We start from the raw sequence: 19229 nt of genomic DNA, 5'->3' as shown, positions 1-19229 counted from the left end.
TAAATCCTACTGCGCATCCGCCAGCTGCGCCATGGCGAGCGCGTTCATAATGACGTCGCCATCGGGCGCAGGCGCGTCTTCTTCCGCGACATAATCCGCGCCGCCGATCAGCGCTGCGAATTCGCGCGCGTTGACGAGCTGATCCATGTCCGACGGGCGAAGATCGGTTTTCGATGCGGCCACTTTCGCCAGCCGGTCGGGGTTTTCTAGATAGGCGATTTCCGCGCGCAGCATCTGTATCGACCGCAACTCCTCAACCTGGCTGGTTTCGATATTCTCGATGTCTTCGCGCAGCTCGCGAACGGAGACTTCCGCGCGGTAACGGCCAAACGCCGCCGCGGCCAGCAAGACGCACAGAAATATGGTTGTTATACGGATCATTTTATTTTCCTCCGTGCATGAAAGACAGTCTGATTTCTTTAGGCGCGCCGAGCGCGTCGTCGCCATCCGGCGCCGGCGGGGCCTCGGTTCTCACCGCTGCGCGCATTTTCGCCGAGCGGGCGCGCGGATTTTCCGAAATTTCCTTTTCCGACGGCTCGACCGCCCGGGGATAGAGAAGTTCGAACGACGCCGGCGGCCGGTCGGTCGGCGGCAAATGGCGCGAGCCGCCGCCTTTCGCCTCCACGCGGTTCGCCAGAAACCGTTTCACGATGCGGTCCTCTAGCGAGTGAAACGCCACAACCACAAGCCGCCCCGCAGGACGCAGCAATCGCTCCGCCGCGCGCAGCCCCGCAATAAGCTGGCCGAGCTCGTCATTGACGAAGATGCGCAGCGCCTGAAAGACGCGCGTCGCCGGGTGAATCTTCAGCCGCCCGGCGCCTGGCGTCGCTTTTTCGACGATGGACGCCAGTTGGCCCGTTGTCGTGATCGGCGCTTTTTCGCGCTCGCGGATGATGGCGCGGGCGAGCGCGCTCGCCCGGTTTTCCTCGCCGTAGCGGCGGAAAATGGCGGCGAGATCCGGCGCGTCGGCGCGGGCGATAACGTCGGCGGCGTCGGGCTTGCCGCCATCCATGCGCATGGACAAAGGCCCGTCATTACGGAAGGAAAAGCCGCGCTCCGCCTCGTCGAGATGCATGGAGGAAACGCCGATATCGAAAACAATGCCGTCCACGACTTCGACGCCGCGCTCGTTCAACGCCTCTCGCATCTCGGCGAAAGGCCGGTTGATAAGAAACAAGCGCCCGGCGAATTCTTTCGCCCATTCCTTTGCGCGCTCGATCGCCGTCGGATCGCGATCAAAGCCGTAAACGATGCAGTCGGCGGCGTTGAGGATCGCGCGCGTATAGCCGCCATCGCCGACCGTCGCATCCACATAGACGCCGCCCTTTTTCGGCGCGAGCGCAGCAAGGATTTCCTGCAGCATGACCGGCTTGTGTTTGGAGACATGGACCATCACGCCGCGTCTCCTTCCGGTTTCGGATTGCGCAGCGACCGCTTCGCGTCATTGGCGATTTTCTTCGCCTGGTCGAGCGGCGCGGCAAAGAGTTCCGGATTCCAGATCTGAAACGAGCGGACATGACCGGCGAAGAGCGCCTGACCGTTCAGTTGCGCATGTTTGCGCAGCTCTTCCGGCAGATTGATGCGTCCTTCCGGATCGGTCGGAACCGGCGTCATCTGCGTCGCCATGGCGCGCTCAAGCGCGACGCGCTTTTCCGAATACGGATCGAGATCCTCGATCATGGCGAGAAGATAATCGATGTACTCCGCTCCGCCGCATTCAAGACAGGGCTCTTCCGTCGACGGAAGGCAATAGATGACGTTGTCGGTCGCGAGATCTAGGACGCGCCGGAACGCCGCCGGCGTCGCCAGGCGTCCCTTCGCATCGATCTTGTTGACATAGGACCCGAAAAACCGGGCCCCGGCCCCGCGCCGCATGCCGCATCCCTCCGCCGCGGCGCCCGCCGCTCATCGCCGGGCGCGCGCCGTCCCAAGCCCAATTATTTGGGAAATTATGGGATAACATGGGAATTTATGGGCGGTCAAAGACTCATTCGCCTTTGGCCGCGATTTTCTCACGACGATTCCGGAACAGAAACGGAACATCACCGAATCACTTACCGCCAAGGATCGTTAAACACCGGTTAACAAAAGATGAATTTTCCACGGCGCGTGTGGAAAAGTTTCACGGCGCCGCCGCTTTGAAAGCCTCAGATAATGCTGCAGGCGGCGGCGAGCTTGGGACGCGCGGCGCCAAACAATTTTTCTGTTCCGCTCTGGCTCATGAGCGCTTCGAGCTGCAATGCGCGTTCGGTCGCCGCCATGAGTTTTTCGCGAGCGGCGGCTTCGGCCTCTTCATAGGTCGCCAGCATCGCCAGGATGCGTCGCCGGCGGGCGCCGTTGTCGCCGGCCGGAACTGCAGGCGCGATGCTTGAAAGCGCGAGCGACCGCTCCGCCGCCTCGCTGGCGGCGAGAAGGTCGTCGAGATCTTCGGCAAGGGCGGCGCGCTCTTCCCGCGCAAGGCGCAACAATGTCGCCAGCGCAGTGAGTTCTTTTTCAGTCATCATCATGCCCGGCCCTCCCTGCGTTTATACGAGCGATGCTTCGCCCGGCTTGTCCAATCTCTAGCCGCGTCACGCCTGGGTCCAGACTGTGCACGCATCGTCCGAAGCGAGACATCACCCTGTTTCGACTCCGATATGACGCTCCCGGCGCCGGGCCTCGCTCTTGTTAACAGGGCGTGCTTAAGCGCCGGTAAATTGGTGAACCGCTTTAACAGTGAAAAAGTCCATTATGCTTAATGACAGGAGCCGCAAATCAAGCAAACACTGAGGCTCGCCAGTAACAAGTGTTTTTGCGGCCTTAAAAAGCCCCCGACAAACCAGCGAATTTGATTCACGCTGTTAACCATTATGAAAGCTTATCGTCGTTAACTTCCCGCCGATAACGCGAAAAGAGCGCGGGTGTTTTCGAGGGGAACGTCGCGCCAACAGGAGACGGACACATGCGGGTTCTGCTGATCGAAGACGACGGCGCGACGGCGCAAAGCATCGAACTGATGCTGAAGTCGGACGGGTTCAATGTCTACACCACCGATCTCGGTGAAGAAGGCGTCGATCTCGGCAAAGTCTACGACTACGATATCATTCTTCTCGACCTGAACCTGCCGGACATGACAGGCTTCGACGTGCTGAAGTCTCTGCGCGTCGCCAAGGTCAACACGCCGATCCTCATTCTGACGGGTCAGGGCGACATCGAGACCAAAGTGCGCGGCCTCGGCTTCGGCGCCGACGACTATATGACCAAGCCTTTCCACAAGGACGAGCTCGTTGCGCGCATCCACGCCATCGTGCGCCGCTCGAAAGGCCACTCGCAATCGGTCATCACCACCGGCCGCCTCGTCGTCAATCTCGACGCGAAAACGGTAGAGGTCGCGGGCCAGCGCGTCCACCTCACCGGCAAGGAATATCAGATGCTGGAGCTTCTCTCGCTCCGCAAAGGCACGACGCTGACGAAAGAAATGTTCCTCAACCACCTTTATGGCGGCATGGACGAGCCCGAGCTCAAGATCATCGACGTCTTTATCTGTAAGCTGCGTAAAAAACTCGCTGCTGCGACACAAGGCGAGCATTACATCGAAACAGTCTGGGGGCGCGGCTATGTTCTTCGCGACCCGCAGGAGGAAAAAGCCCAATCCGTCGCGTAAATCTCCCTCTAGCTTACGCGACGCATACTCTAAAAAACTTGCACCACTAAAAAAACGCCCCGGACTTGTCCGGGGCGTTTTTCATTGCGCCGCGCATTCGACGCATGGCGCCGGCGCAGCGCCGTTTTTTAACGCGGTCGGATAGGAGCAAGAGGGACAAACGGCGACGGGACCGATATCGGCCGGCGCGAAGCCATATTTGTCCGCCAGAATCCGCGCGGTCTCGTTGACGATCGCACTCGTTTCCGCCGGCGCCAGACGATCCTCCGCATGGAGCCAGTCATTGCGCTCCGCATAGCGCGGGAAAACCGGGGATTCGCCCCAGCGCCAGTTCGGGTCTTTCGCCGTTCGGCTGCGGCCGAGCAAATGCAGGTGCATGCTGCGGTGATCCGGCGCGCGCTTGTCGCCTTCAGGCGGCGCCAGCGGATTAAGGGCCCAGTTGCCCGCTTCCCAGTAATTGATGCAGCCGCCATCAAGCTGCGGCAGGGTTTTGAGCATCGCCGCCCCCGCCGCCGCGACGAGACAGGACCAATTGCGCAACTCCTCCAGCGTCAGTTCGCTCCGCTCCCACACTCTGCGTGACGGAAAAACGATCAAATTGCCGCCATCCTCGCGGGAGACAAGCGCGCCGTCGCGGGTTGGGAGATAAATCGCGCCGCCGGCGCAGGCAAACAGCTCAATGCTCATCAAGAGTCTCCCGAAACAAACGGACAAGCTTTACCAGACGCTCCCTTCCTCGCCTATTGCGGGAACAAAGCGGGCGGCGCGTGCGTTACCGGAGCGAAACCCCTCACCCCGGAGCCGCCAATGTCAGACCTCAAGCAAGCCCGCGAAAACCCGCAAGCCCTGTTCTGGGATGAGGTTAAAGATGTCAATGAAGGAATGCTCGGCGTCGAAGGCAGCGGCCAGCACTTGCAGCCCATGTCGCCTTATTGCGACCCGGATGCGAATTCGATCTGGTTCTTCACGGAAAAGGATTCCGACCTTCTCGGCGCCATTGAAGCAACGGGCGGCAAGGCGGTGTTCACCGTCGTTTCCAAAAGCCGTCATTTTCACGCCTGCGCCACCGGCGCGCTCGTTGAAAATCTCGACCGCGCCAAGGTCGAGGAATACTGGAACCCGGTCGCCGCCGCCTGGTACGCCGAAGGCAAGGACGATCCCAATCTCACGCTGTTGCAGCTAAAACTCGAAGACGCATCCATCTGGGCGTCCTCGGGCAATCCCTTTGCTTTCGCCTGGCGCATCGCCAAGGGCAATTTCACCGACGATCCGCCGGAGGACTTGGGCGAACGCAATCATTTCCGTTTCGCGGCTTAGCGGCTACAGGCGACGCGCGCCGTCTCGGCGAGGCAAAATAAAAGAACATCCTGCAAGCATTGCCGCCAACACTATGGCCGCCGGCGAAAAGAAACCCCGGAGCGCCTGTTGGGCGCCTTCCTGCTTTTCAAAGGAAAGAGACCAGTCCCAGCCGCCGTGAAGCCAGAGTCCGACATCTTTGTTGAAGAGATGCGCAGCGCCCATGGCGAAGAATGTGACTGCGAGAATTAACAGCAAGCTGCGCAACAGAGCGATGCTTGAGGCGACGACCCCGACCGCGATAGCCGCCGGGAGGCTGCTCGACCCCATAGGGGCCTGGCGAATAAAAGCGGCGGCGATCTCCTCCGCCGAACCAAGGGCTTCCAGCGCATCGCGAAGGCGTTGCTCCTCGGACAGATCATTGTGCTGCGCCAGATGCTCAAGAACATGAAGCTGGATGTCCTGTTCGAAGCAGCGCCACTCTTTTTTGTCTGCGCCGCGCCTGTGCTTTCTCAACGCGGCGAGATAGCTGTTCCAAAGTTTTCTCGCCTCCGGCGCCGTCAATGGATTGCGTTGGGATATATTCATCTCATCCTCCGAGAAGGTTTTGGGAGTCATTGAGCTTTCGCCATAGCGCCTTCATCCGGCTCAGCTCACGCCGGCCCTGGCTGGTGAGCGAATAGACTTTTCTCGCCGCCCCCGGGCCGTCCGTCGCCCATGCCGGCTTTATGAACCCGCGCGCCGTCAGTCGGGCCAGCAGCGGATAGAGCGTGCCTTCGCCCATGTCGAAAATTTCAAGCTCGCGAAGATCCGAGGCGATTTTGTAGCCATGGGCGGGCGATGCGGCCAGGACGAGCATGACGAAATACTCCGACAGCCCTTTTCGCATCTGGGTTTCCCAGTTCGTTTCCGCCCGCGCCATGTTCCAGCCTGCCTGGCTCTCATCTGTTTCAGCCGCATTATGCCCGATGCCTTGCTAAATTATAGTATATCGTATTACGATGTATATGATCCAAAATGGGGGATGGCCTCATACTGAAACGTCACAGCCTAAAGCTCGCCTTCGGCGCCGCGCTTCTCTGCTGGGGCTTGGCTGTGTTCCATGATGCGCGGCGGCCGATGAGCATTCCCGGCGATCTTGATGCGGAGGCTGCGTCGGCTCTTCTTCTCAGGGAGGCAAGCGTTAAAGCCGAGAAATATGGGGTGACCGGCGCCTATGTCGGCGTTCTTTCCGATGGGTCGTTCCATGGCGGCGGCGTCGGTTTCGCCGACCGCAAGAACGGGATCGCCGTTACGGCCGACACTGCTTTCAATATCGGTTCCGTATCGAAACCCGTGGCGGCCTGGGGCGTGCTGGCGCTTGCCGATGACGGGCTTATCGATCTGGATGCGCCGGCGGCGCTGTATTTGAAGCAATGGACGTTCCCGGCCGGCGAGCATGACGCCTCCGGCGCGACGGTGCGGCGATTGCTGCAGCATACGGCGGGAACAAATGTGCACGGTTATGCCGGCTATCCGTCGCTCACGGAGCCCGAACACCGGCTTTTTCGCGAGGCTGATTATCCTCCGGCCTCGCTCGCAGAGTCAGCATCGACGGATTATCCGATCCGCATCGTAAGAGAACCGGGAGTCCGGCGCGTCTATTCAGGCGGCGGTTACTCAGTGCTGCAGATGATGATTGAGGATGTAAGCGGACGGAGCTTTTCCGATTATATGCGGGATCGCGTCTTGCGCCGGGCGGGAATGAAGACGGCGGATTTTACGCCGGAAAACATCAGGCCCTTATCGCAAAGCTTTAACTACAAGGGGGATGTTTTGCCGGAGATGAAGTTTCATGCGCTCGCCGCAGCGGGGCTTTACGCTTCCGGCGCCGACATGCGCGCTTTTCTCGAAGCGCAGATGGGCGATAGCGGCGGCGTCTTGTCGCCGGAATTTGTGCAACAGGCGCTCGATCCCGTTTCCGTAAACGACAACTACGCCATGAGTTATACGCGCGAGCAGACCGGCGAAGGCTTGCTTTTCGGACATGGCGGAAACAACTCTTCGTGGCATGCGCAAATCTATTTCATGCCGCAAACCCGTCAGGGATTTTACTTTCTCACCAACAGCACCACCGGCGCGCAGTTCGAGATCGATCTTTCATGCGCCTGGAAATCCTGGCGGCGTGAACGCCGCGCTGAAGACATTTGCCGGGAAGACTATGCGCTGACCCGCAATCTGAGCATCGCAACCGCCGTGATCGGCGCCGCCGCGCTGCTGTTCTTCGCGCGCGCTGCGCACGCTATCCGCAATAGGGGCGCCCGTCTTGCCTTATGGCCGCGTCAGCAGGGCGCTTTTCGAAAGCTGGTCCGGCTTGTCGCCATCATCTTCGGCGTCATTATGGTCGCAGCGGCCTCTATAACGTTCTTTTCTGACTTCATCTATTGGCGGCGGGGCGTGGTTTTTCGAGATGAAATTCCGCTTCACGAAATGCGGCTCATGATCCCCGCGATCCTTGCTTTGCTGACGGGTGCTCTGTTCAATTTGCTTCTTGCGCGAAAATCAAAAGAGACGTGACCCGGCCCAAGTCATGACGTCTAGGCCGCGCTGACCGCCTCCTCCATCGCCAGCACGGCCTTTTTCCGCGCGACGCCCCAGCGGTAATTGTGAATGACGCCGGACGACAGGATCACCCGGTGGCAGGGGATCAGGACGGAAATCAAATTGGCGCCGACGGCGGCGCCGACAGCGCGGTTGGCTTTCGGCTTGCCGATCTCGGATGCGATGTCGCCATAGGTGCAACGCGCGCCGTAAGGGATTTTCAACAGCGCCTCCCAGACTTTCAACTGGAAGTTGGTGCCGCGCACATGCAGCCGCAACGGCTCGTCGAGTTTTCGGTTCAAGGCGAAGGCGAAGGCCTGCGCCGCGAGCGGCGTCACATAATCTTGGTCCTGAACAAACGCCGCCGCATCCCAGTCCTGCGTCATCTCGGAAAGGTGGAACTCGTCGCCGCCTTCTTCAGCAAAACTCAGCCAGCAAACTCCTTTATCTGTCGCGCCGATGAGAACCCGGCCAAGAGGGCCGTTAAGAAAGGCGTAACGAATGACAAGGCCCTGGCCCCGGCGGCGATAGTCGCCGGGCGTCATGGCTTCCGACGCGAGGAAAAGGTCATGGAGCCGCGAGGATCCGGAAAGCCCGGCGGAAAAGGACGCAGACAGAACATCCTCGCCCTCGGCGATGGCGCGCTTGGCTTCCTGCGCGGCGAGATATTGCAGGAAGCGCTTGGGCGACACGCCCGCCCCCGCCTTGAACATGCGCTGGAAATGCGCCGGGGAGAGGCCCACATGGGCCGCCGTTTCCTCAAGGCCCGGATGGATCTCCGCATTGGCGGTAAGGAAATCGATCGCCCTGGCCACAGGCTCAAGGGCTTCAAGACGGACGGGATTTAGCTCAACGGACATGGTGCTCATGCGCCTTTAGAAAAAACTGCCGATGCGCCTTTCTATGGGGCGAAAATTCGGCCCTCGACACCCGAATCTTGCGAGGACCGGGCTCTGCTTTTACGGGCCGTTAACCCTAATGGCGCCTAAATATCCGGGCAACAATCCGGAGGAGATCCTCAATGGAAGATCTCAATTATATCATCGGTATCGGTTTTTCCGGCGCGGATCTGCCCCGCGCCGTCATCCTCGCCTTCCTGTTCGCCATGTTCGCCCAGGGCAATGGCAATATCTGGAAAGCGGGCCTTCTCGCCCTTCTCATCGACCGCACGGTCTGGCCGATCGCGGCCATGGGCGCATCGGGCGCGGAGCTGCAATCGGTCTATTCGGCGATCGCCGGCATGGCGAAAAGCTTCAAGAACGATCTCGGCATTTACATCGTGCGCTATATCGGGCTGGTCCTGATGATCGGCGGGTTCCGCTGGATGCGCGCGAGCATTCACAGCATTTCGCCGAAAAAGGCTGCTGCGTAGTTCGGCGTCTAGACTTTCTCGAACGCCGTCACGGCGTTGAGACCGCCAAACGCAAACGAATTGGAGAGCGCGACAGCAATGTCGCGCTCTTTCGCTTCATTGGGAACGTAGTCAAGGTCGCAATCGGGATCCGGCTCGTCGTAATTGACCGTGGGCGGAACAACGCCTTCGCGCAGGGCGAGAATCGCGGCGATCGCCTCAATGCCGCCCGCTGCGCCGAGCAGATGCCCGTGCATGGATTTCGTCGAGGACACGGGCAGCCTGTCTGCGCCTTCGCCGAAAACCGAGCGGATCGCCCTGGTTTCCGTCGGGTCGTTCAAGAGCGTGCCGGTGCCGTGGGCGTTGATGTAAACCCGCGACGGATCTGCGGCAGAAATGTCTTTAAGCGCCAGCTTCATCGCTCCGGCGGCGCCGTTCATGTCGGGATTGATCATATCCTTGCCGTCAGCGTTCATGCCGAAGCCGGCGAGCCGGCAGAGGATTTGCGCGCCGCGTTTCTTCGCATGCTCTTCTTCTTCCAGCATCAGGACGCCCGCGCCTTCGCCAATGACGAGGCCTTTGCGGTTTTTCGAGAACGGCCGGCAGGTCTCATCCGCGAGGATATGCATGGCCTTCCACGCTTCGAGCGCGCCGTAACACAGGATCGCCTCGCTGGCGCCGGCGAAGGCGACGTCCGCCGCGCCGGATTTGATCAGTTCCGCGGACACGCCGATCGCATGGGCCCCGGTGGCGCAGGCGCTCGACACCGCAAAGGCCGGCCCCTTGACGCCGTATTTGATCGTCAAATGACTCGCCGCCGCGTTGGGAATGACTTTAAGGATCGTCAGCGGGTGCGGGCGCCGCTCACGGCACAGCATCGCCGTATAGCCATCGTCGAAAGTCGACTGTCCGCCGATCCCTGTGCCGATGATGCAGGCCGTGCGCGCGCCCAAAGCTTCGTCAAATTCAAGACCCGATTGCGCGGCGGCTTCTTCAGCGGCCAGCGCGGCAAGCTGCGAAAACCGGTCGGCGCGCATCAGATGCGGCCCGAGGTTTTTGATACGCGCCTCGAGACCATCTACCGGCGCGACCGGAACCGTCAGGGAAAATTTCTCTATCGTATATTCGCGCTTTTCAATGGCGCAGCGGCCCGCAAAAAGCCCTTCCCGGAAATCCGCGACATTCGCGCCCAGCGGCGTGACCGCGCCCATTCCGGTGACGACGACATTCCGACTCATGTCTATTTCTTGATAAGCTTGTCGAGAGCGTCGACCAGTTCGCCCACCGTCGACATATCGCCAAACGGATTTTCATTGGCGTTGAACGGCACTTCGACGCCGAGCTTTTCCTCGACTTCATAGATGATTTCGACAACGGAAAAGGAATCGATGCCGAGATCGGCGATGGGCGTGTCGCGATTGAGTTCGCCCGTCAGCCCCACCGCATGGTCCTTGATGATCTCCAACAGGGTCGGTTCCAGTTCCGCCATTGATCCCTCCATTCCTCCACCGGTCTTAGCGGAGACCGCCTGAAAAGCCTAGGCCGGGGGTCATTTTGGCGGGATCAGTCCCGGAAATTCTGGTATTGCAGCGGCTGTTCGAGCTTCATTCCCTTGACGAAGGCGATCACCTCCTGAAGGTCGTCTCGCTTCTTGCCCGTGACGCGCAGCTCCTCGCCCTGGATCGCCACCTGGACTTTGAATTTCTCGGCCTTGATCGCCTTCACGATCTTCTTGGCGAGCTCCTTGTCGATGCCTTCCTTGATCTTCACCTGCTGGCGCACGGACTGTCCCGCCGCGGGCTCCTCTTTCTGATAATCGAGGGAGCCCGGCTCAATGCCGCGCTTTTGCATGTTGCCCTGCAAAATCTCGTGCATCTGACGCAGCTTCATATCGTCATCGGCGAAAATGGTGATGACGCCGTCTTTCAATTCGACGGTCGATTTCGATCCCTTGAAATCGTAACGCGTGGCAATCTCGCGCATCACATTCTGAACGGCGTTGTCCGCCTCGGAGAGATTGACTTCGGAAACGATGTCGAAAGACGGCATGGCGATGGCCTCTTCATTTGATCCGTAAAAATCTCTTGCGGGATTCAGCGGCGCCCGCAAGCAATCGAAAACAATACGCCAGACGGTCTATAAGCCGGGTTCTGTCCTTCTTGCGAAGGGACGGCCATTCCTCTAGGCGCGCCATTGCTGACGCGCTCAAGCAACCAACCCGGACAGCTCAGCGCGAAGACACGCCTGCCCCAATTCAAAAAGGAATAAGCGGCGCGCTGTCCCTATTCGGTTTTGCTCCAGGCGGGGCTTGCCATGCCCGTCCCATTGCTGGTCCGGCGGTGCGCTCTTACCGCACCTTTTCACCCTTGCCCCATGAATGAGGCGGTTCGTTCTCTGTGGCGCTTTCCCTCGGGCCCCTTATCACTAAGAGGCCCGGCCGGGCGTTACCCGGCGCCTTGTCTCCATGGAGCCCGGACTTTCCTCCCGCGGCAAAAGCCGCCGGCGGCCGTCCGACCGTCTGGCGAAGGAAGGATGTGGCGGTCTATTGAGGCGGGGTCAAGGCTGCTGATATCCCCGGTTCACGAGGCCGGGCTGCGCTCCTATATGGTGAAAATGAAGCGAATTGCCCTCTTCCGCCATGCTGAAGCCATCGACGGACCGCCGGACATGGCGGATATCGATCGCCCCCTGACCCCACGAGGCCGGAAGGACGCGGCGGCGATGGGCGCAGTGATCTGCAGGCGCCCACCGCCTCCGGATGTCGTCCTGTGCTCCCCTTCAGTCAGGACCCGGGAGACGGTTGAATTCGCAAACCTCCCCGGCGGGCATGAGATGATTGTCAGCCCGGCGATCTACCACGCCCCGGCGCAACACATTCTCGCCGCCATCAAGGCGCTTTCCGATACCCACGCCTACGTTCTCGTCGTCGGACACAATCCGGGGTTCCACGATCTGGCGCTCAAGCTTGCGAATCCGGCAGACGCCGATGCCGGCGCGCTCGCGCAGCTCAGAAAAAAATTCCCAAAAGGCGCGCTGGCGGCGTTCCAGTTCGATATAGCCGAGTGGCGCGAGACTTCATTTGGGGGCGGCCGACTGACGAATTTTACGCGGCCCAAAGAATTGCGCGGGCGATGATCGGCGTCTAAAGCCAAGCTGGTTGCTCGGGCGAAAGATGACGGCGCTTTATCATTATAACTCTGAGGCGGAGGCTCTTCGCATCGGCGAGGAGTTCGCGGCCGCGACCCTGCCGAAAGCAGAATGGACTCACGGCGCCCATTGGGCGGCGGCGTTCTGGCTGATCCTCAAACGCCCAGACCTTAATCCCGAGCGCGACATGCCGGGCATGATCCGGCGTTACAATGACTCCGTTGGAACGCCGAACACCGATACGGAGGGCTATCACGAGACCATTACGCTCGCCTCGCTGATCGTCGCGCGCGCCTTCATCGCACAAGAGACCGGCGCGCCGCTGCGTGAGCTGTGCAACCGGCTGTTCGCCTCGCGTTTCGGCAAGAGCGACTGGCTGTTTGCGCACTGGTCGAAAGAGGTTCTTTTTTCTGCGAATGCCCGGCGGGAATGGGTCCCGCCAAATCTCAACCCTCTCGACATCAAGTGATGAAACTGGCAAGCCGTTTTAGCTTCAGATAAGCTTCGCCAAAACATGCAAACGGGGAGCTTTTCATGAGATTTCTGGCGTCACTCGCTGTCATTATCGTCTCAGTGTTGCATTTTGGGTTTCTGGCGCTGGAAATGTTTTTTTGGGATCAGCCGCTCGGCCGTGACGTCTTTGCGATGACGCCGGAACAGTCGGCGCAAACCGCCGTGCTCGCCGCTAATCAAGGGCTTTATAATGGGTTTCTAGGCGCAGGATTGCTGTGGGGGCTGATCGCACGCAAGAAAGATGTGATTATTTTCTTCCTGTCCTGCGCGATCATCGCCGGCGTCTTCGGCGCGCTGACCGCAAAGCCGACGATCCTGTTGATCCAGGCCGCCCCTGCCGCCATCGCGCTTGGGCTTGCCATCTTCGCGAGGGATCGCCGCAGCGAAACATCGTAAACAAGATGTTGCGGCAATAGATCGGACTGCGCCGCGCGCAATCAAATCAAATTAAAATTCCTGTCTTATCTGTCACCGGCCTTGCCGGATGGAATTGACATGCAGACCCTGATCGAACGAAACCTCACAGCCTTCGCCTGCCTCTTGAGCGCTGGCGCCGCAGTAATTGCGCTGAATTTTCCCTGGACCACCTTCCTCTCGACCATTCTGGTCTGGACGGCGCTGCGCGCGCCGAAGGATTTCGGTTTCGGGCACCTTGTGAACATTCCGTCCTCGCGCACGATTTCGGATGCAGTCTATGAAGGCTTGTGGGCGGCCGTCGCCATCGTGGTCGGCGCAACCGTTCTGTTCGAGGGCATAACGGCGGTTGTCTGGGCGTCTAACTGAAACGGCGCACAGAAATTTCGCCGCTGTCCACCATGCGCTGCGGCTTGCCGTCGAGGATATGGTCAAAGCGCACCCAGCCGGCGGATGGTTCGTCGCCCTCGGCGCGCCAGTCCCCATTATCGGCTTTCACCAGTTCGCCGCGATAATTCGCGCTTCTGACGCTTAATTTTTCACCTCTCGCATAAACGCGCGACGGCAAGGCCCAACGGTCATCGCTGTCGTAGCGGCCTTCAAGCGCTTTTATCTCGCGCGGCGTTTGTGCATAGCCTTTCGAGGGGTCTGCAAGATATTCAACGCCCCCCGCCCAGGCGCGAAAGGCGCGGCCGTCCTCCACGTCAAACTCTAATCCCGTGACGTCAAACGCCGCATGTTCGCAAGCGAAATAGGCGGCGCCGACCGGCTGCATTATCGCGACGCTTCCTTCGCGCGACATCGCCACGCTGTCCACCATGGCGACGATTTCAAAGCTGTCGCCGTTTTCCGCCGTGAAAATGCCGGCGAATTGCGCCGGATTGTCGACCGTCGGTTTTGTCGGCGCCGCATCGGGGAAATCGGTTCCTTCTCGCGCCGCTTGCAAAAGCTCGCATCCGTAAAGGCTGACCTGTCGCGGGCGGTAATTGTGCGCATAATGAATGTTCGACGAGGCGAAGCAAGCGACGCCCGCCGCCGGGTCCACATGCAGCGATGACGAAAACGACACCATGCCGCCGGTGTGGTGCAGATAAGCGCGGCCGTCGGCGTTGACGTGCGCGATGCCGTTGCCATAGCGCGCATCGCCGGACCAGCCGGGCGCGGCGGCCGGGTAGGCCATGAACCGCGCCGCCGTCGCGTCGGAGAACACCGGTCCGCCTTCGCCGGCGGCAAGCCCCAGAAGAAAACGCAAAAACAGCGCCATGTCGCCAGCCGTCGCCGCGGCGCAGCCCGAGGCGCCGTCATAATCGACCCACGGCGCCGCCGTGAGACGTCCCGGACGCATATGGGGACGGTCGAGAAGCGCCGGCTGATAGCCTTGCGCGTATAGCCGTTCATCGGTTTTGCGCAGGGCGCCGACGGAATCCTCCATGCCGATAGGACGCAGCACCCTGGCCTCAAGGGCCTCCGGAAAGAGGCGACCGTCCACCCGCTCGATAATTTTGCCCGCGATGCGATAACCGAGATTGCTATAGGCCCAGTAGGTTCCGGGCTCGCTTCCGGTCCACAAGCCGCCGTCGACAAAGAGCGGCGTTCCATTCGGCAGGCCCGAAGTGTGATTCAACAGGTGCTGCAGCGTGATCGCCTCGCCGCCGCGCACCGGAATTTCCGGCATCAGCTCCTTAAGCCGCGCATCGGGGGAAAGCTTCCCTTCGTCGATCAGCGACCAGGCAGCGAGCGACGTCATCATTTTGGTGATCGAGCCGACCTGAAACAGATGATCCGGACCCACCGGAATTTTCCTGTCGATGTCCGCGAAGCCCGATGTCGCGAAACCGGTAAATCCGTCGCTGTCGACCATGCAGGCGGTCATGCCGGGAAGCCCCCAGTCGGCGCAGTGCCGGTCCGCATAATTTTGAAGCTTCGAGAGCGCTTGTTGCTGCGCCGCGCCGCCGCCGGATTTGCGGGTTTTGGCCTGCGCTGACACAGCAAGGCCCGCCGCGACAGTCGCGCCGCCCATGAACGCTCTTCGATTTACCTGCATGATCGCCCCTCTGAACATCTTGGATGTTCAGGAAACCATCTTTCTCGCCTCAATCAAAGCCGCCTTTGTCCTCGGGTCGAAACCCTGCCCCAGCGACTGCGGACAGAACCGCCGCTGAAATGCGAGAAGCGCTGCGGCGTGATCGCCCTTCGGCGCGTCATAGCCGATCTCATAAAGCGCGGTCAGGGCGTCTTCGTAGGAAATGGCAAGACCCGCATCGGCAGGCCCCACATAAGGCGCGAGCGCCAGCCCCTCTTTCGCAAGTCGCCCCCAGGGAAATTTCTCGCCGGGGTCTTCCTTGCGGCGCGGCGCCACGTCGGAATGTCCGAGCACATGGGCGGGGCGCACATTATGACGGGTGCGGATGTCTTTCAGGAGATCGACCACCGCCTCGATCTGCGCCGCCGGAAAATCACGGTAGCCCCATTCATGGCCGGGATTGACGATCTCGATGCCGATAGAGCGCGCATTGATGTCGCCCTCGCCTTTCCAGCTTGCAACGCCGGCGTGCCAGGCGCGCATGGGCTCATCGACGAGTTTGTAAACATTGCCGTTTTCCTCGACGAGATAGTGCGCGCTGACCCGCGCCTCGGGGCTTTGCAGACGCGTCAGCGTCTCGGCGCCGGTCTGCATCCCGGTGTAATGGAGGATCACCATGTCGATATTCGCCCCGCGGGCGTCGAAATTCGGCGACGGCGCCTCGATGATCTTCATGCCCCTTCTCCCTGCGGCGTCACCAGCGCGTCATTCTTGGCCTGTTTCTTCACATTGCGCAAAAGGACAACGCCGACGCCGGCGAGGGTCATGAGGCCGCCAATCATCATCCGCGGTCCGAAAGGATCGCCGAGGAGAATGACGCCGAAAAAAACCGCAAAGACGGTGGTCAACAGGACGCTCGGCGCGACGACGCTGATCGGGAGGCGCTGCAGCAGCCAGTAATAGGCGGTGTGGCCGAGCAGCGAAGCGCCGAGCGCCGAATAGAGGATGGCGCCCGCCAGGAAAAGCTTGTTGCTATGCTGAAAGGCGTCGAATTGGCCTTGCTCGAATACAAAGCTCATCGCCGACAGGGCGAGCGCCCCGACAAGCGCGAACCACGCGAGGAGTTCATGCGGCTTGAAAGATGTCGTGCGCTTGACGATGACCGCGCCCACAGCCTCGGCGAAGGCGCCGGCCGCGACGAGACCGACGCCAAGGCCCACATGCTCGCCGCCCCCGCCGCTGTCTCCTCCGACCGCGATCACCGCAACCCCGGCAAAGGCGAAAGCGATGCCCAGAATGCGCGGCAGGCCGGGACGGTCGCCCAGAAACATGAAGGCGAGCAGGGTCGAAAACGGCACGTTCAATTCAATTGCGATGGCCGCCGCTGACGCGGTCGCGAAGGTCATCCCCGTAAACATCAGGGCATAGTTAAGCGCGCCGAGACAAACGCCTCCGATGAGGATGAAGCGCATCTCCCCTTTCCGCCATTTGAGAAACGGCGCCAGGATCGCCGCCACGAGCACCATGCGGATCGCGGCATAAAACATCGGCGGCATGACCCCTACAGCCGTTTTGATCACGACGAAGTGGAAGCCCCAGATGAGGCAGATCAGTATGAGAATGCTGATTTCGCGAACGGACACGGGCCGGGACCATATTGAAAGACACAAAGACGCCCGCCCTTAGGCCGAACCAGGCCGCCACGGCAATCGAAAATATCTATTGGCAAGAAGAGCGGGGCGCCGCCCCTGCTTCAGACTGAAATTGGCGTGTCAGGCCGATACCGGCCGCCAGCCGCGGTCGCCCTCTTTGCGGGTGAGAAAACCGGCGATGGCCGAGGCCGCGAGTACGAACGGCGCGGCGATGGCGATGGCGACAACGGCGAGAGAAGAAAGAAGAATGACGCCCGTGAAAAACAGCGCCTCTCCTGCGCGCTTGACCGCCCGGGGCCGGGCCGCATCAGAAACGGCGGCGCCAGAATGGCCCGCATTAGAATCTGTCGTCAGGATCGTTTTTTCCACCGGGAACCCGTTTACGCGACTCTGCCCGCCCATCAGACCAAAATTGCAGGTCGCCGTCTATAGCTGACGCAACCTTTGCGCCCGATTTAACTGTAATCGGTTAATATCTGCTCATAGGCCCCGTTGATCGCCGCCATGCGGCCTTCGGCGATGCGCACGAGGTCGGACGGCACGCCCCGCGCCATCAGCGCGTCTGGATGGTGATCGCGCGACAAGGCGCGATAGGCAGCCTTAATCGCCTCCAGCGGCGCGCCGGGTTCAATTCCCAAAATGAGATAGGGATCGTCGGCGCCAAGGCCGAGATGCACGGCTTTGAGGCGGTGAAAAGCCGGCTTGGCAAGACCGAACACCTTCGCCGCTTCCTCCAGCAGCTGCAGCTCGCGCGGATGGGCGACCCCGTCCGCGACCGCCACATGGAACAGACAGTCGAGGACATCCTCCAGCACTTCGGGCGCGTCATCGAAGATTTTCGCAACCCGGGTGAGATATTCCGTGAACCCCGCCACATCCTGCTGGGCGAGCTGGTAGACCATGCGGACCTTGTCAGCCTCGCTGTCTGGAAAATGGAAATAGCCGCGAAAGGCGTCGATCTCGTCATCGGTGACGATCCCGTCAGCCTTCGCCATTTTCGCGGAAAGCGCGATCAGCGCCATAGAGAACGCCGCCTCATTGCGCCGCTGCTTCTGGGCGGCGTACGCCTCCAGAACCGCGCCCAATGTGCGCCGCTTCGCCTCGGCGATCCCCGCTTCAACTTTCTCCCAGAATGACATGCCGTGCGTCATAGAGGGACGCGCCGCCAAAATCCAGAACCGCAGGGATGGGAGTGTGGAAAACTAAGTTCCAGAATATTTTTCCATGACCGGCAAAGATTTATCCACCGGCGCGCGCACCCCTTGCGCTTTTTCCACAGGCGCACCCTTTGCCACAACGTCATTTCACGGACACACTCCCCTTGCTGCTGCGGCTGGGGGCGGCAGAGGACGCTAAAACGGCGACAAGAATATCGTTTGGCGCAGAACGGGAGACGGGGCGATGGGGCGTACGTTTCAGGAGTTTGGCGTGCTGGTGAGCGGGCTCTTATGCGGCGCGGCGTTTACGTTGATCGCACTGGCGATCGCTGGGGTTTTTCAATAGACGCAAAAACATTCTGCACACTGAAAATCAGGGCGCCAGACAGCGCCAGATTTTCACCGTCAACCTTTCCGTGTCGCCTGGCGACGGGGACAGCGTTTCAATCTTGTCGAGCTTTAATCCTGAAGCGGCGCACCAGTCCGAGACTTCCGCATCGGAAAAGCCGAGCCGGCGATGGGCGTGTTCCTCGCGCAGAAATTCAAGATCGTGCGGCGCGAAATCGGAAATGATGAGCCGGCCGCCTTTTTTCAGAATCCGCGCCGCTTCCGCGACGGCAGCGCCGGGTTCCGCCAGATAGTGCAGAACCTGATGAAGACAGGCGACATCGGCGCAATGATCCTCCAGCGGCAATGAAAAAAGATCGCCATGGCGCACTTGCGCATGGGCGACGCCGACGCGATCAAGATTGGCGCGCGCGAGCGCCAGCATTTCGTGAGAAAGATCATAGCCGACAGCGCTTTCGTAGCGCTCGGCGAAAATCTCCAGCATCCGTCCAGTGCCAGTGCCGAGATCCACAAACAAGGAAATCGGCCCGTCCTCCGCAAGCGCCAAAATGCGCGCCTCGATATCCTGTTCCGGCAGGTGCAGAGCGCGAAGCCGGCTCCACTCGCGCGCATTCGCCTCGAAATAGGCGGCGGCCTGGGCGGCCCGGGCCTGGCGGGTCTGCTCGAAACGCTCAGCGTCCCGGGCCAGGAGCCGGTCGCCAGTCTCGCCAATGGCGCGGGCCGCCGCGATCACCGCTTCGCAGGAAGGATCTCCACCGGGCGGCGCCGTCCGGTAAAACATCCAAGCGCCCTCCCGGTGGCGTTCGGCGAGGCCCGCGTCGGCGAGGATTTTCAAATGGCGGCTGACCCGCGGCTGGCTCTGGCCCAGGATCACAGTGATTTCGCTTACGGTCAGTTCGCCCCGGATCAAGAGGACCATGATCCTGAGCCGGGTTTCTTCGCCGATGGCGCGGAAAATATTGAGCGCAGCATCGAGCGCCATAGGCATACTCCTAGATTACAACCGCCAACCCGTTGAAACATAAAGATATCTTTATGAGAGGGCAATCGCGCCGGGAACCCCACGCAATCGTCATGGTTTGTTCATTGTTCCGGCGCCGCGAAG

At 60.6% G+C, this 19229-nt stretch carries 25 protein-coding genes and 1 other RNA gene; 8 read left to right on the top strand and 18 right to left on the bottom strand.

Annotated features, from left to right (window positions below; all coding sequences use genetic code 11):
* Window positions 1-6: 6 nt before the first annotated feature.
* The 4 genes from ftsL to ACQY5P_RS16645 all read right to left on the bottom strand — a co-directional run bounded on the left by ftsL (window position 7) and on the right by ACQY5P_RS16645 (window position 2507).
* Window positions 7-381 (bottom strand): cell division protein FtsL, encoded by a 375-nt coding sequence (gene ftsL / locus ACQY5P_RS16660; protein WP_428407996.1) that lies wholly within the window; start codon window positions 379-381, stop codon window positions 7-9.
* 1 nt (window position 382) lies between these two features.
* The gene (gene rsmH / locus ACQY5P_RS16655; RefSeq protein WP_428410681.1) at window positions 383-1393 is read right to left on the bottom strand and encodes a 16S rRNA (cytosine(1402)-N(4))-methyltransferase RsmH; all 1011 of its coding nucleotides are present in this window, start codon (window positions 1391-1393) and stop codon (window positions 383-385) included.
* Window positions 1393-1875, bottom strand: a complete 483-nt coding sequence (locus ACQY5P_RS16650) for a division/cell wall cluster transcriptional repressor MraZ (protein ID WP_428407995.1) — start codon at window positions 1873-1875, stop codon at window positions 1393-1395. The genes rsmH and ACQY5P_RS16650 overlap by 1 nt, the downstream gene beginning before the upstream one ends.
* A 272-nt stretch (window positions 1876-2147) precedes the next feature.
* Window positions 2148-2507, bottom strand: coding sequence for a hypothetical protein (locus ACQY5P_RS16645; RefSeq protein ID WP_428407994.1), 360 nt, complete (start codon window positions 2505-2507; stop codon window positions 2148-2150).
* A gap of 434 nt (window positions 2508-2941) precedes the next feature.
* On the opposite strand from ACQY5P_RS16645, the gene ctrA reads away from it, so the two are divergent.
* Complete coding sequence (gene ctrA, locus ACQY5P_RS16640) at window positions 2942-3643, top strand: response regulator transcription factor CtrA (protein ID WP_375201051.1); 702 nt, start codon at window positions 2942-2944, stop codon at window positions 3641-3643.
* 81 nt (window positions 3644-3724) lie between these two features.
* Here the strand turns inward: ctrA and ACQY5P_RS16635 are convergent, their stop codons facing one another.
* A complete protein-coding gene (locus ACQY5P_RS16635) occupies window positions 3725-4330 on the bottom strand; it encodes a hypothetical protein (protein ID WP_428407993.1) in 606 nt (201 codons plus the stop codon).
* 120 nt (window positions 4331-4450) lie between these two features.
* On the opposite strand from ACQY5P_RS16635, the gene ACQY5P_RS16630 reads away from it, so the two are divergent.
* On the top strand, window positions 4451-4960 hold the full coding sequence (locus ACQY5P_RS16630; protein WP_428407992.1) for a pyridoxamine 5'-phosphate oxidase family protein: 510 nt from the start codon (window positions 4451-4453) through the stop codon (window positions 4958-4960).
* Between the two features lie 3 nt (window positions 4961-4963).
* Here ACQY5P_RS16630 and ACQY5P_RS16625 read toward each other — a convergent pair whose 3' ends face one another.
* Complete coding sequence (locus ACQY5P_RS16625; RefSeq protein WP_428407991.1) at window positions 4964-5527, bottom strand: hypothetical protein; 564 nt, start codon at window positions 5525-5527, stop codon at window positions 4964-4966.
* 1 nt (window position 5528) lies between these two features.
* On the bottom strand, window positions 5529-5861 hold the full coding sequence (locus tag ACQY5P_RS16620; RefSeq protein ID WP_428407990.1) for a PadR family transcriptional regulator: 333 nt from the start codon (window positions 5859-5861) through the stop codon (window positions 5529-5531).
* A gap of 95 nt (window positions 5862-5956) precedes the next feature.
* Here ACQY5P_RS16620 and ACQY5P_RS16615 point away from each other — a divergent pair, with 95 nt between their 5' ends.
* A complete protein-coding gene (locus ACQY5P_RS16615; protein WP_428407989.1) occupies window positions 5957-7495 on the top strand; it encodes a serine hydrolase domain-containing protein in 1539 nt (512 codons plus the stop codon).
* Window positions 7496-7515: 20 nt separating this feature from the next.
* On the opposite strand, the gene ACQY5P_RS16610 is transcribed toward ACQY5P_RS16615, so the two are convergent.
* Window positions 7516-8379: a bifunctional transcriptional activator/DNA repair enzyme AdaA gene (locus tag ACQY5P_RS16610; protein ID WP_428407988.1), complete on the bottom strand. Its 864-nt coding sequence runs from the start codon at window positions 8377-8379 to the stop codon at window positions 7516-7518.
* 161 nt (window positions 8380-8540) lie between these two features.
* On the opposite strand from ACQY5P_RS16610, the gene ACQY5P_RS16605 reads away from it, so the two are divergent.
* Window positions 8541-8891 carry a hypothetical protein gene (locus ACQY5P_RS16605; RefSeq protein ID WP_428407987.1) on the top strand — a complete coding sequence of 117 codons (351 nt, stop codon included), beginning with the start codon at window positions 8541-8543 and terminating at the stop codon, window positions 8889-8891.
* A gap of 8 nt (window positions 8892-8899) precedes the next feature.
* On the opposite strand, the gene ACQY5P_RS16600 is transcribed toward ACQY5P_RS16605, so the two are convergent.
* From ACQY5P_RS16600 to rnpB, 4 genes are all read right to left on the bottom strand, one after another.
* Entirely contained in the window at window positions 8900-10108 is a 1209-nt protein-coding gene (locus tag ACQY5P_RS16600) for a beta-ketoacyl-[acyl-carrier-protein] synthase family protein (RefSeq protein ID WP_428407986.1), read from the bottom strand.
* A gap of 2 nt (window positions 10109-10110) precedes the next feature.
* On the bottom strand, window positions 10111-10359 hold the full coding sequence (locus tag ACQY5P_RS16595) for an acyl carrier protein (protein WP_428407985.1): 249 nt from the start codon (window positions 10357-10359) through the stop codon (window positions 10111-10113).
* A gap of 74 nt (window positions 10360-10433) precedes the next feature.
* Window positions 10434-10919 (bottom strand): YajQ family cyclic di-GMP-binding protein, encoded by a 486-nt coding sequence (locus ACQY5P_RS16590; protein WP_428407984.1) that lies wholly within the window; start codon window positions 10917-10919, stop codon window positions 10434-10436.
* A 74-nt stretch (window positions 10920-10993) separates the two neighbouring features.
* Window positions 10994-11392: RNase P RNA component class A (gene rnpB, locus ACQY5P_RS16585), an RNA gene on the bottom strand.
* Between the two features lie 91 nt (window positions 11393-11483).
* Between rnpB and ACQY5P_RS16580 the strand changes: the two genes are divergently transcribed.
* From ACQY5P_RS16580 to ACQY5P_RS16565, 4 genes are all read left to right on the top strand, one after another.
* Window positions 11484-12005, top strand: coding sequence for a SixA phosphatase family protein (locus ACQY5P_RS16580; protein ID WP_428407983.1), 522 nt, complete (start codon window positions 11484-11486; stop codon window positions 12003-12005).
* A gap of 37 nt (window positions 12006-12042) precedes the next feature.
* Window positions 12043-12486: a hypothetical protein gene (locus tag ACQY5P_RS16575; protein WP_428407982.1), complete on the top strand. Its 444-nt coding sequence runs from the start codon at window positions 12043-12045 to the stop codon at window positions 12484-12486.
* Between the two features lie 65 nt (window positions 12487-12551).
* Window positions 12552-12926 (top strand): DUF1304 domain-containing protein, encoded by a 375-nt coding sequence (locus tag ACQY5P_RS16570; RefSeq protein ID WP_428407981.1) that lies wholly within the window; start codon window positions 12552-12554, stop codon window positions 12924-12926.
* A 99-nt stretch (window positions 12927-13025) separates the two neighbouring features.
* Complete coding sequence (locus tag ACQY5P_RS16565) at window positions 13026-13313, top strand: hypothetical protein (protein WP_428407980.1); 288 nt, start codon at window positions 13026-13028, stop codon at window positions 13311-13313.
* On the opposite strand, the gene ACQY5P_RS16560 is transcribed toward ACQY5P_RS16565, so the two are convergent.
* The 6 genes from ACQY5P_RS16560 to ACQY5P_RS16535 all read right to left on the bottom strand — a co-directional run bounded on the left by ACQY5P_RS16560 (window position 13306) and on the right by ACQY5P_RS16535 (window position 19106).
* The gene (locus ACQY5P_RS16560; protein ID WP_428407979.1) at window positions 13306-14988 is read right to left on the bottom strand and encodes a serine hydrolase domain-containing protein; all 1683 of its coding nucleotides are present in this window, start codon (window positions 14986-14988) and stop codon (window positions 13306-13308) included. The genes ACQY5P_RS16565 and ACQY5P_RS16560 overlap by 8 nt on opposite strands.
* 27 nt (window positions 14989-15015) lie before the next feature.
* Window positions 15016-15702, bottom strand: a complete 687-nt coding sequence (locus ACQY5P_RS16555; protein ID WP_428407978.1) for an N-acetylmuramoyl-L-alanine amidase — start codon at window positions 15700-15702, stop codon at window positions 15016-15018.
* Window positions 15699-16610 carry a DMT family transporter gene (locus ACQY5P_RS16550; RefSeq protein WP_428407977.1) on the bottom strand — a complete coding sequence of 304 codons (912 nt, stop codon included), beginning with the start codon at window positions 16608-16610 and terminating at the stop codon, window positions 15699-15701. The genes ACQY5P_RS16555 and ACQY5P_RS16550 overlap by 4 nt, the downstream gene beginning before the upstream one ends.
* A 129-nt stretch (window positions 16611-16739) precedes the next feature.
* Entirely contained in the window at window positions 16740-16988 is a 249-nt protein-coding gene (locus ACQY5P_RS16545) for a hypothetical protein (protein WP_428407976.1), read from the bottom strand.
* 86 nt (window positions 16989-17074) lie between these two features.
* Window positions 17075-17770: a TerB family tellurite resistance protein gene (locus ACQY5P_RS16540; RefSeq protein WP_428407975.1), complete on the bottom strand. Its 696-nt coding sequence runs from the start codon at window positions 17768-17770 to the stop codon at window positions 17075-17077.
* Between the two features lie 379 nt (window positions 17771-18149).
* Window positions 18150-19106 carry an ArsR/SmtB family transcription factor gene (locus tag ACQY5P_RS16535; RefSeq protein ID WP_428407974.1) on the bottom strand — a complete coding sequence of 319 codons (957 nt, stop codon included), beginning with the start codon at window positions 19104-19106 and terminating at the stop codon, window positions 18150-18152.
* Between the last annotated feature and the right edge of the window lie 123 nt (window positions 19107-19229).

The sequence above is a fragment of the Hyphococcus sp. genome, assembly GCF_965267305.1.
Classification (GTDB): domain Bacteria; phylum Pseudomonadota; class Alphaproteobacteria; order Caulobacterales; family Parvularculaceae; genus Hyphococcus.
This window is presented reverse-complemented; position numbering and strand designations above follow the sequence as displayed.

What these genes read in the sequence shown, in the direction of transcription:
- ftsL (WP_428407996.1), bottom strand. Translation starts at nt 381, where the DNA reads ATGATCCGTATAACAACCATATTTCTGTGCGTCTTGCTGGCCGCGGCG.
- rsmH (WP_428410681.1), bottom strand. Translation starts at nt 1,393, where the DNA reads ATGGTCCATGTCTCCAAACACAAGCCGGTCATGCTGCAGGAAATCCTT.
- ACQY5P_RS16650 (WP_428407995.1), bottom strand. Translation starts at nt 1,875, where the DNA reads ATGCGGCGCGGGGCCGGGGCCCGGTTTTTCGGGTCCTATGTCAACAAG.
- ACQY5P_RS16645 (WP_428407994.1), bottom strand. Translation starts at nt 2,507, where the DNA reads ATGATGATGACTGAAAAAGAACTCACTGCGCTGGCGACATTGTTGCGC.
- ctrA (WP_375201051.1), top strand. Translation starts at nt 2,942, where the DNA reads ATGCGGGTTCTGCTGATCGAAGACGACGGCGCGACGGCGCAAAGCATC.
- ACQY5P_RS16635 (WP_428407993.1), bottom strand. Translation starts at nt 4,330, where the DNA reads ATGAGCATTGAGCTGTTTGCCTGCGCCGGCGGCGCGATTTATCTCCCA.
- ACQY5P_RS16630 (WP_428407992.1), top strand. Translation starts at nt 4,451, where the DNA reads ATGTCAGACCTCAAGCAAGCCCGCGAAAACCCGCAAGCCCTGTTCTGG.
- ACQY5P_RS16625 (WP_428407991.1), bottom strand. Translation starts at nt 5,527, where the DNA reads ATGAATATATCCCAACGCAATCCATTGACGGCGCCGGAGGCGAGAAAA.
- ACQY5P_RS16620 (WP_428407990.1), bottom strand. Translation starts at nt 5,861, where the DNA reads ATGGCGCGGGCGGAAACGAACTGGGAAACCCAGATGCGAAAAGGGCTG.
- ACQY5P_RS16615 (WP_428407989.1), top strand. Translation starts at nt 5,957, where the DNA reads ATGGGGGATGGCCTCATACTGAAACGTCACAGCCTAAAGCTCGCCTTC.
- ACQY5P_RS16610 (WP_428407988.1), bottom strand. Translation starts at nt 8,379, where the DNA reads ATGTCCGTTGAGCTAAATCCCGTCCGTCTTGAAGCCCTTGAGCCTGTG.
- ACQY5P_RS16605 (WP_428407987.1), top strand. Translation starts at nt 8,541, where the DNA reads ATGGAAGATCTCAATTATATCATCGGTATCGGTTTTTCCGGCGCGGAT.
- ACQY5P_RS16600 (WP_428407986.1), bottom strand. Translation starts at nt 10,108, where the DNA reads ATGAGTCGGAATGTCGTCGTCACCGGAATGGGCGCGGTCACGCCGCTG.
- ACQY5P_RS16595 (WP_428407985.1), bottom strand. Translation starts at nt 10,359, where the DNA reads ATGGCGGAACTGGAACCGACCCTGTTGGAGATCATCAAGGACCATGCG.
- ACQY5P_RS16590 (WP_428407984.1), bottom strand. Translation starts at nt 10,919, where the DNA reads ATGCCGTCTTTCGACATCGTTTCCGAAGTCAATCTCTCCGAGGCGGAC.
- ACQY5P_RS16580 (WP_428407983.1), top strand. Translation starts at nt 11,484, where the DNA reads ATGAAGCGAATTGCCCTCTTCCGCCATGCTGAAGCCATCGACGGACCG.
- ACQY5P_RS16575 (WP_428407982.1), top strand. Translation starts at nt 12,043, where the DNA reads ATGACGGCGCTTTATCATTATAACTCTGAGGCGGAGGCTCTTCGCATC.
- ACQY5P_RS16570 (WP_428407981.1), top strand. Translation starts at nt 12,552, where the DNA reads ATGAGATTTCTGGCGTCACTCGCTGTCATTATCGTCTCAGTGTTGCAT.
- ACQY5P_RS16565 (WP_428407980.1), top strand. Translation starts at nt 13,026, where the DNA reads ATGCAGACCCTGATCGAACGAAACCTCACAGCCTTCGCCTGCCTCTTG.
- ACQY5P_RS16560 (WP_428407979.1), bottom strand. Translation starts at nt 14,988, where the DNA reads ATGCAGGTAAATCGAAGAGCGTTCATGGGCGGCGCGACTGTCGCGGCG.
- ACQY5P_RS16555 (WP_428407978.1), bottom strand. Translation starts at nt 15,702, where the DNA reads ATGAAGATCATCGAGGCGCCGTCGCCGAATTTCGACGCCCGCGGGGCG.
- ACQY5P_RS16540 (WP_428407975.1), bottom strand. Translation starts at nt 17,770, where the DNA reads ATGACGCACGGCATGTCATTCTGGGAGAAAGTTGAAGCGGGGATCGCC.
- ACQY5P_RS16535 (WP_428407974.1), bottom strand. Translation starts at nt 19,106, where the DNA reads ATGGCGCTCGATGCTGCGCTCAATATTTTCCGCGCCATCGGCGAAGAA.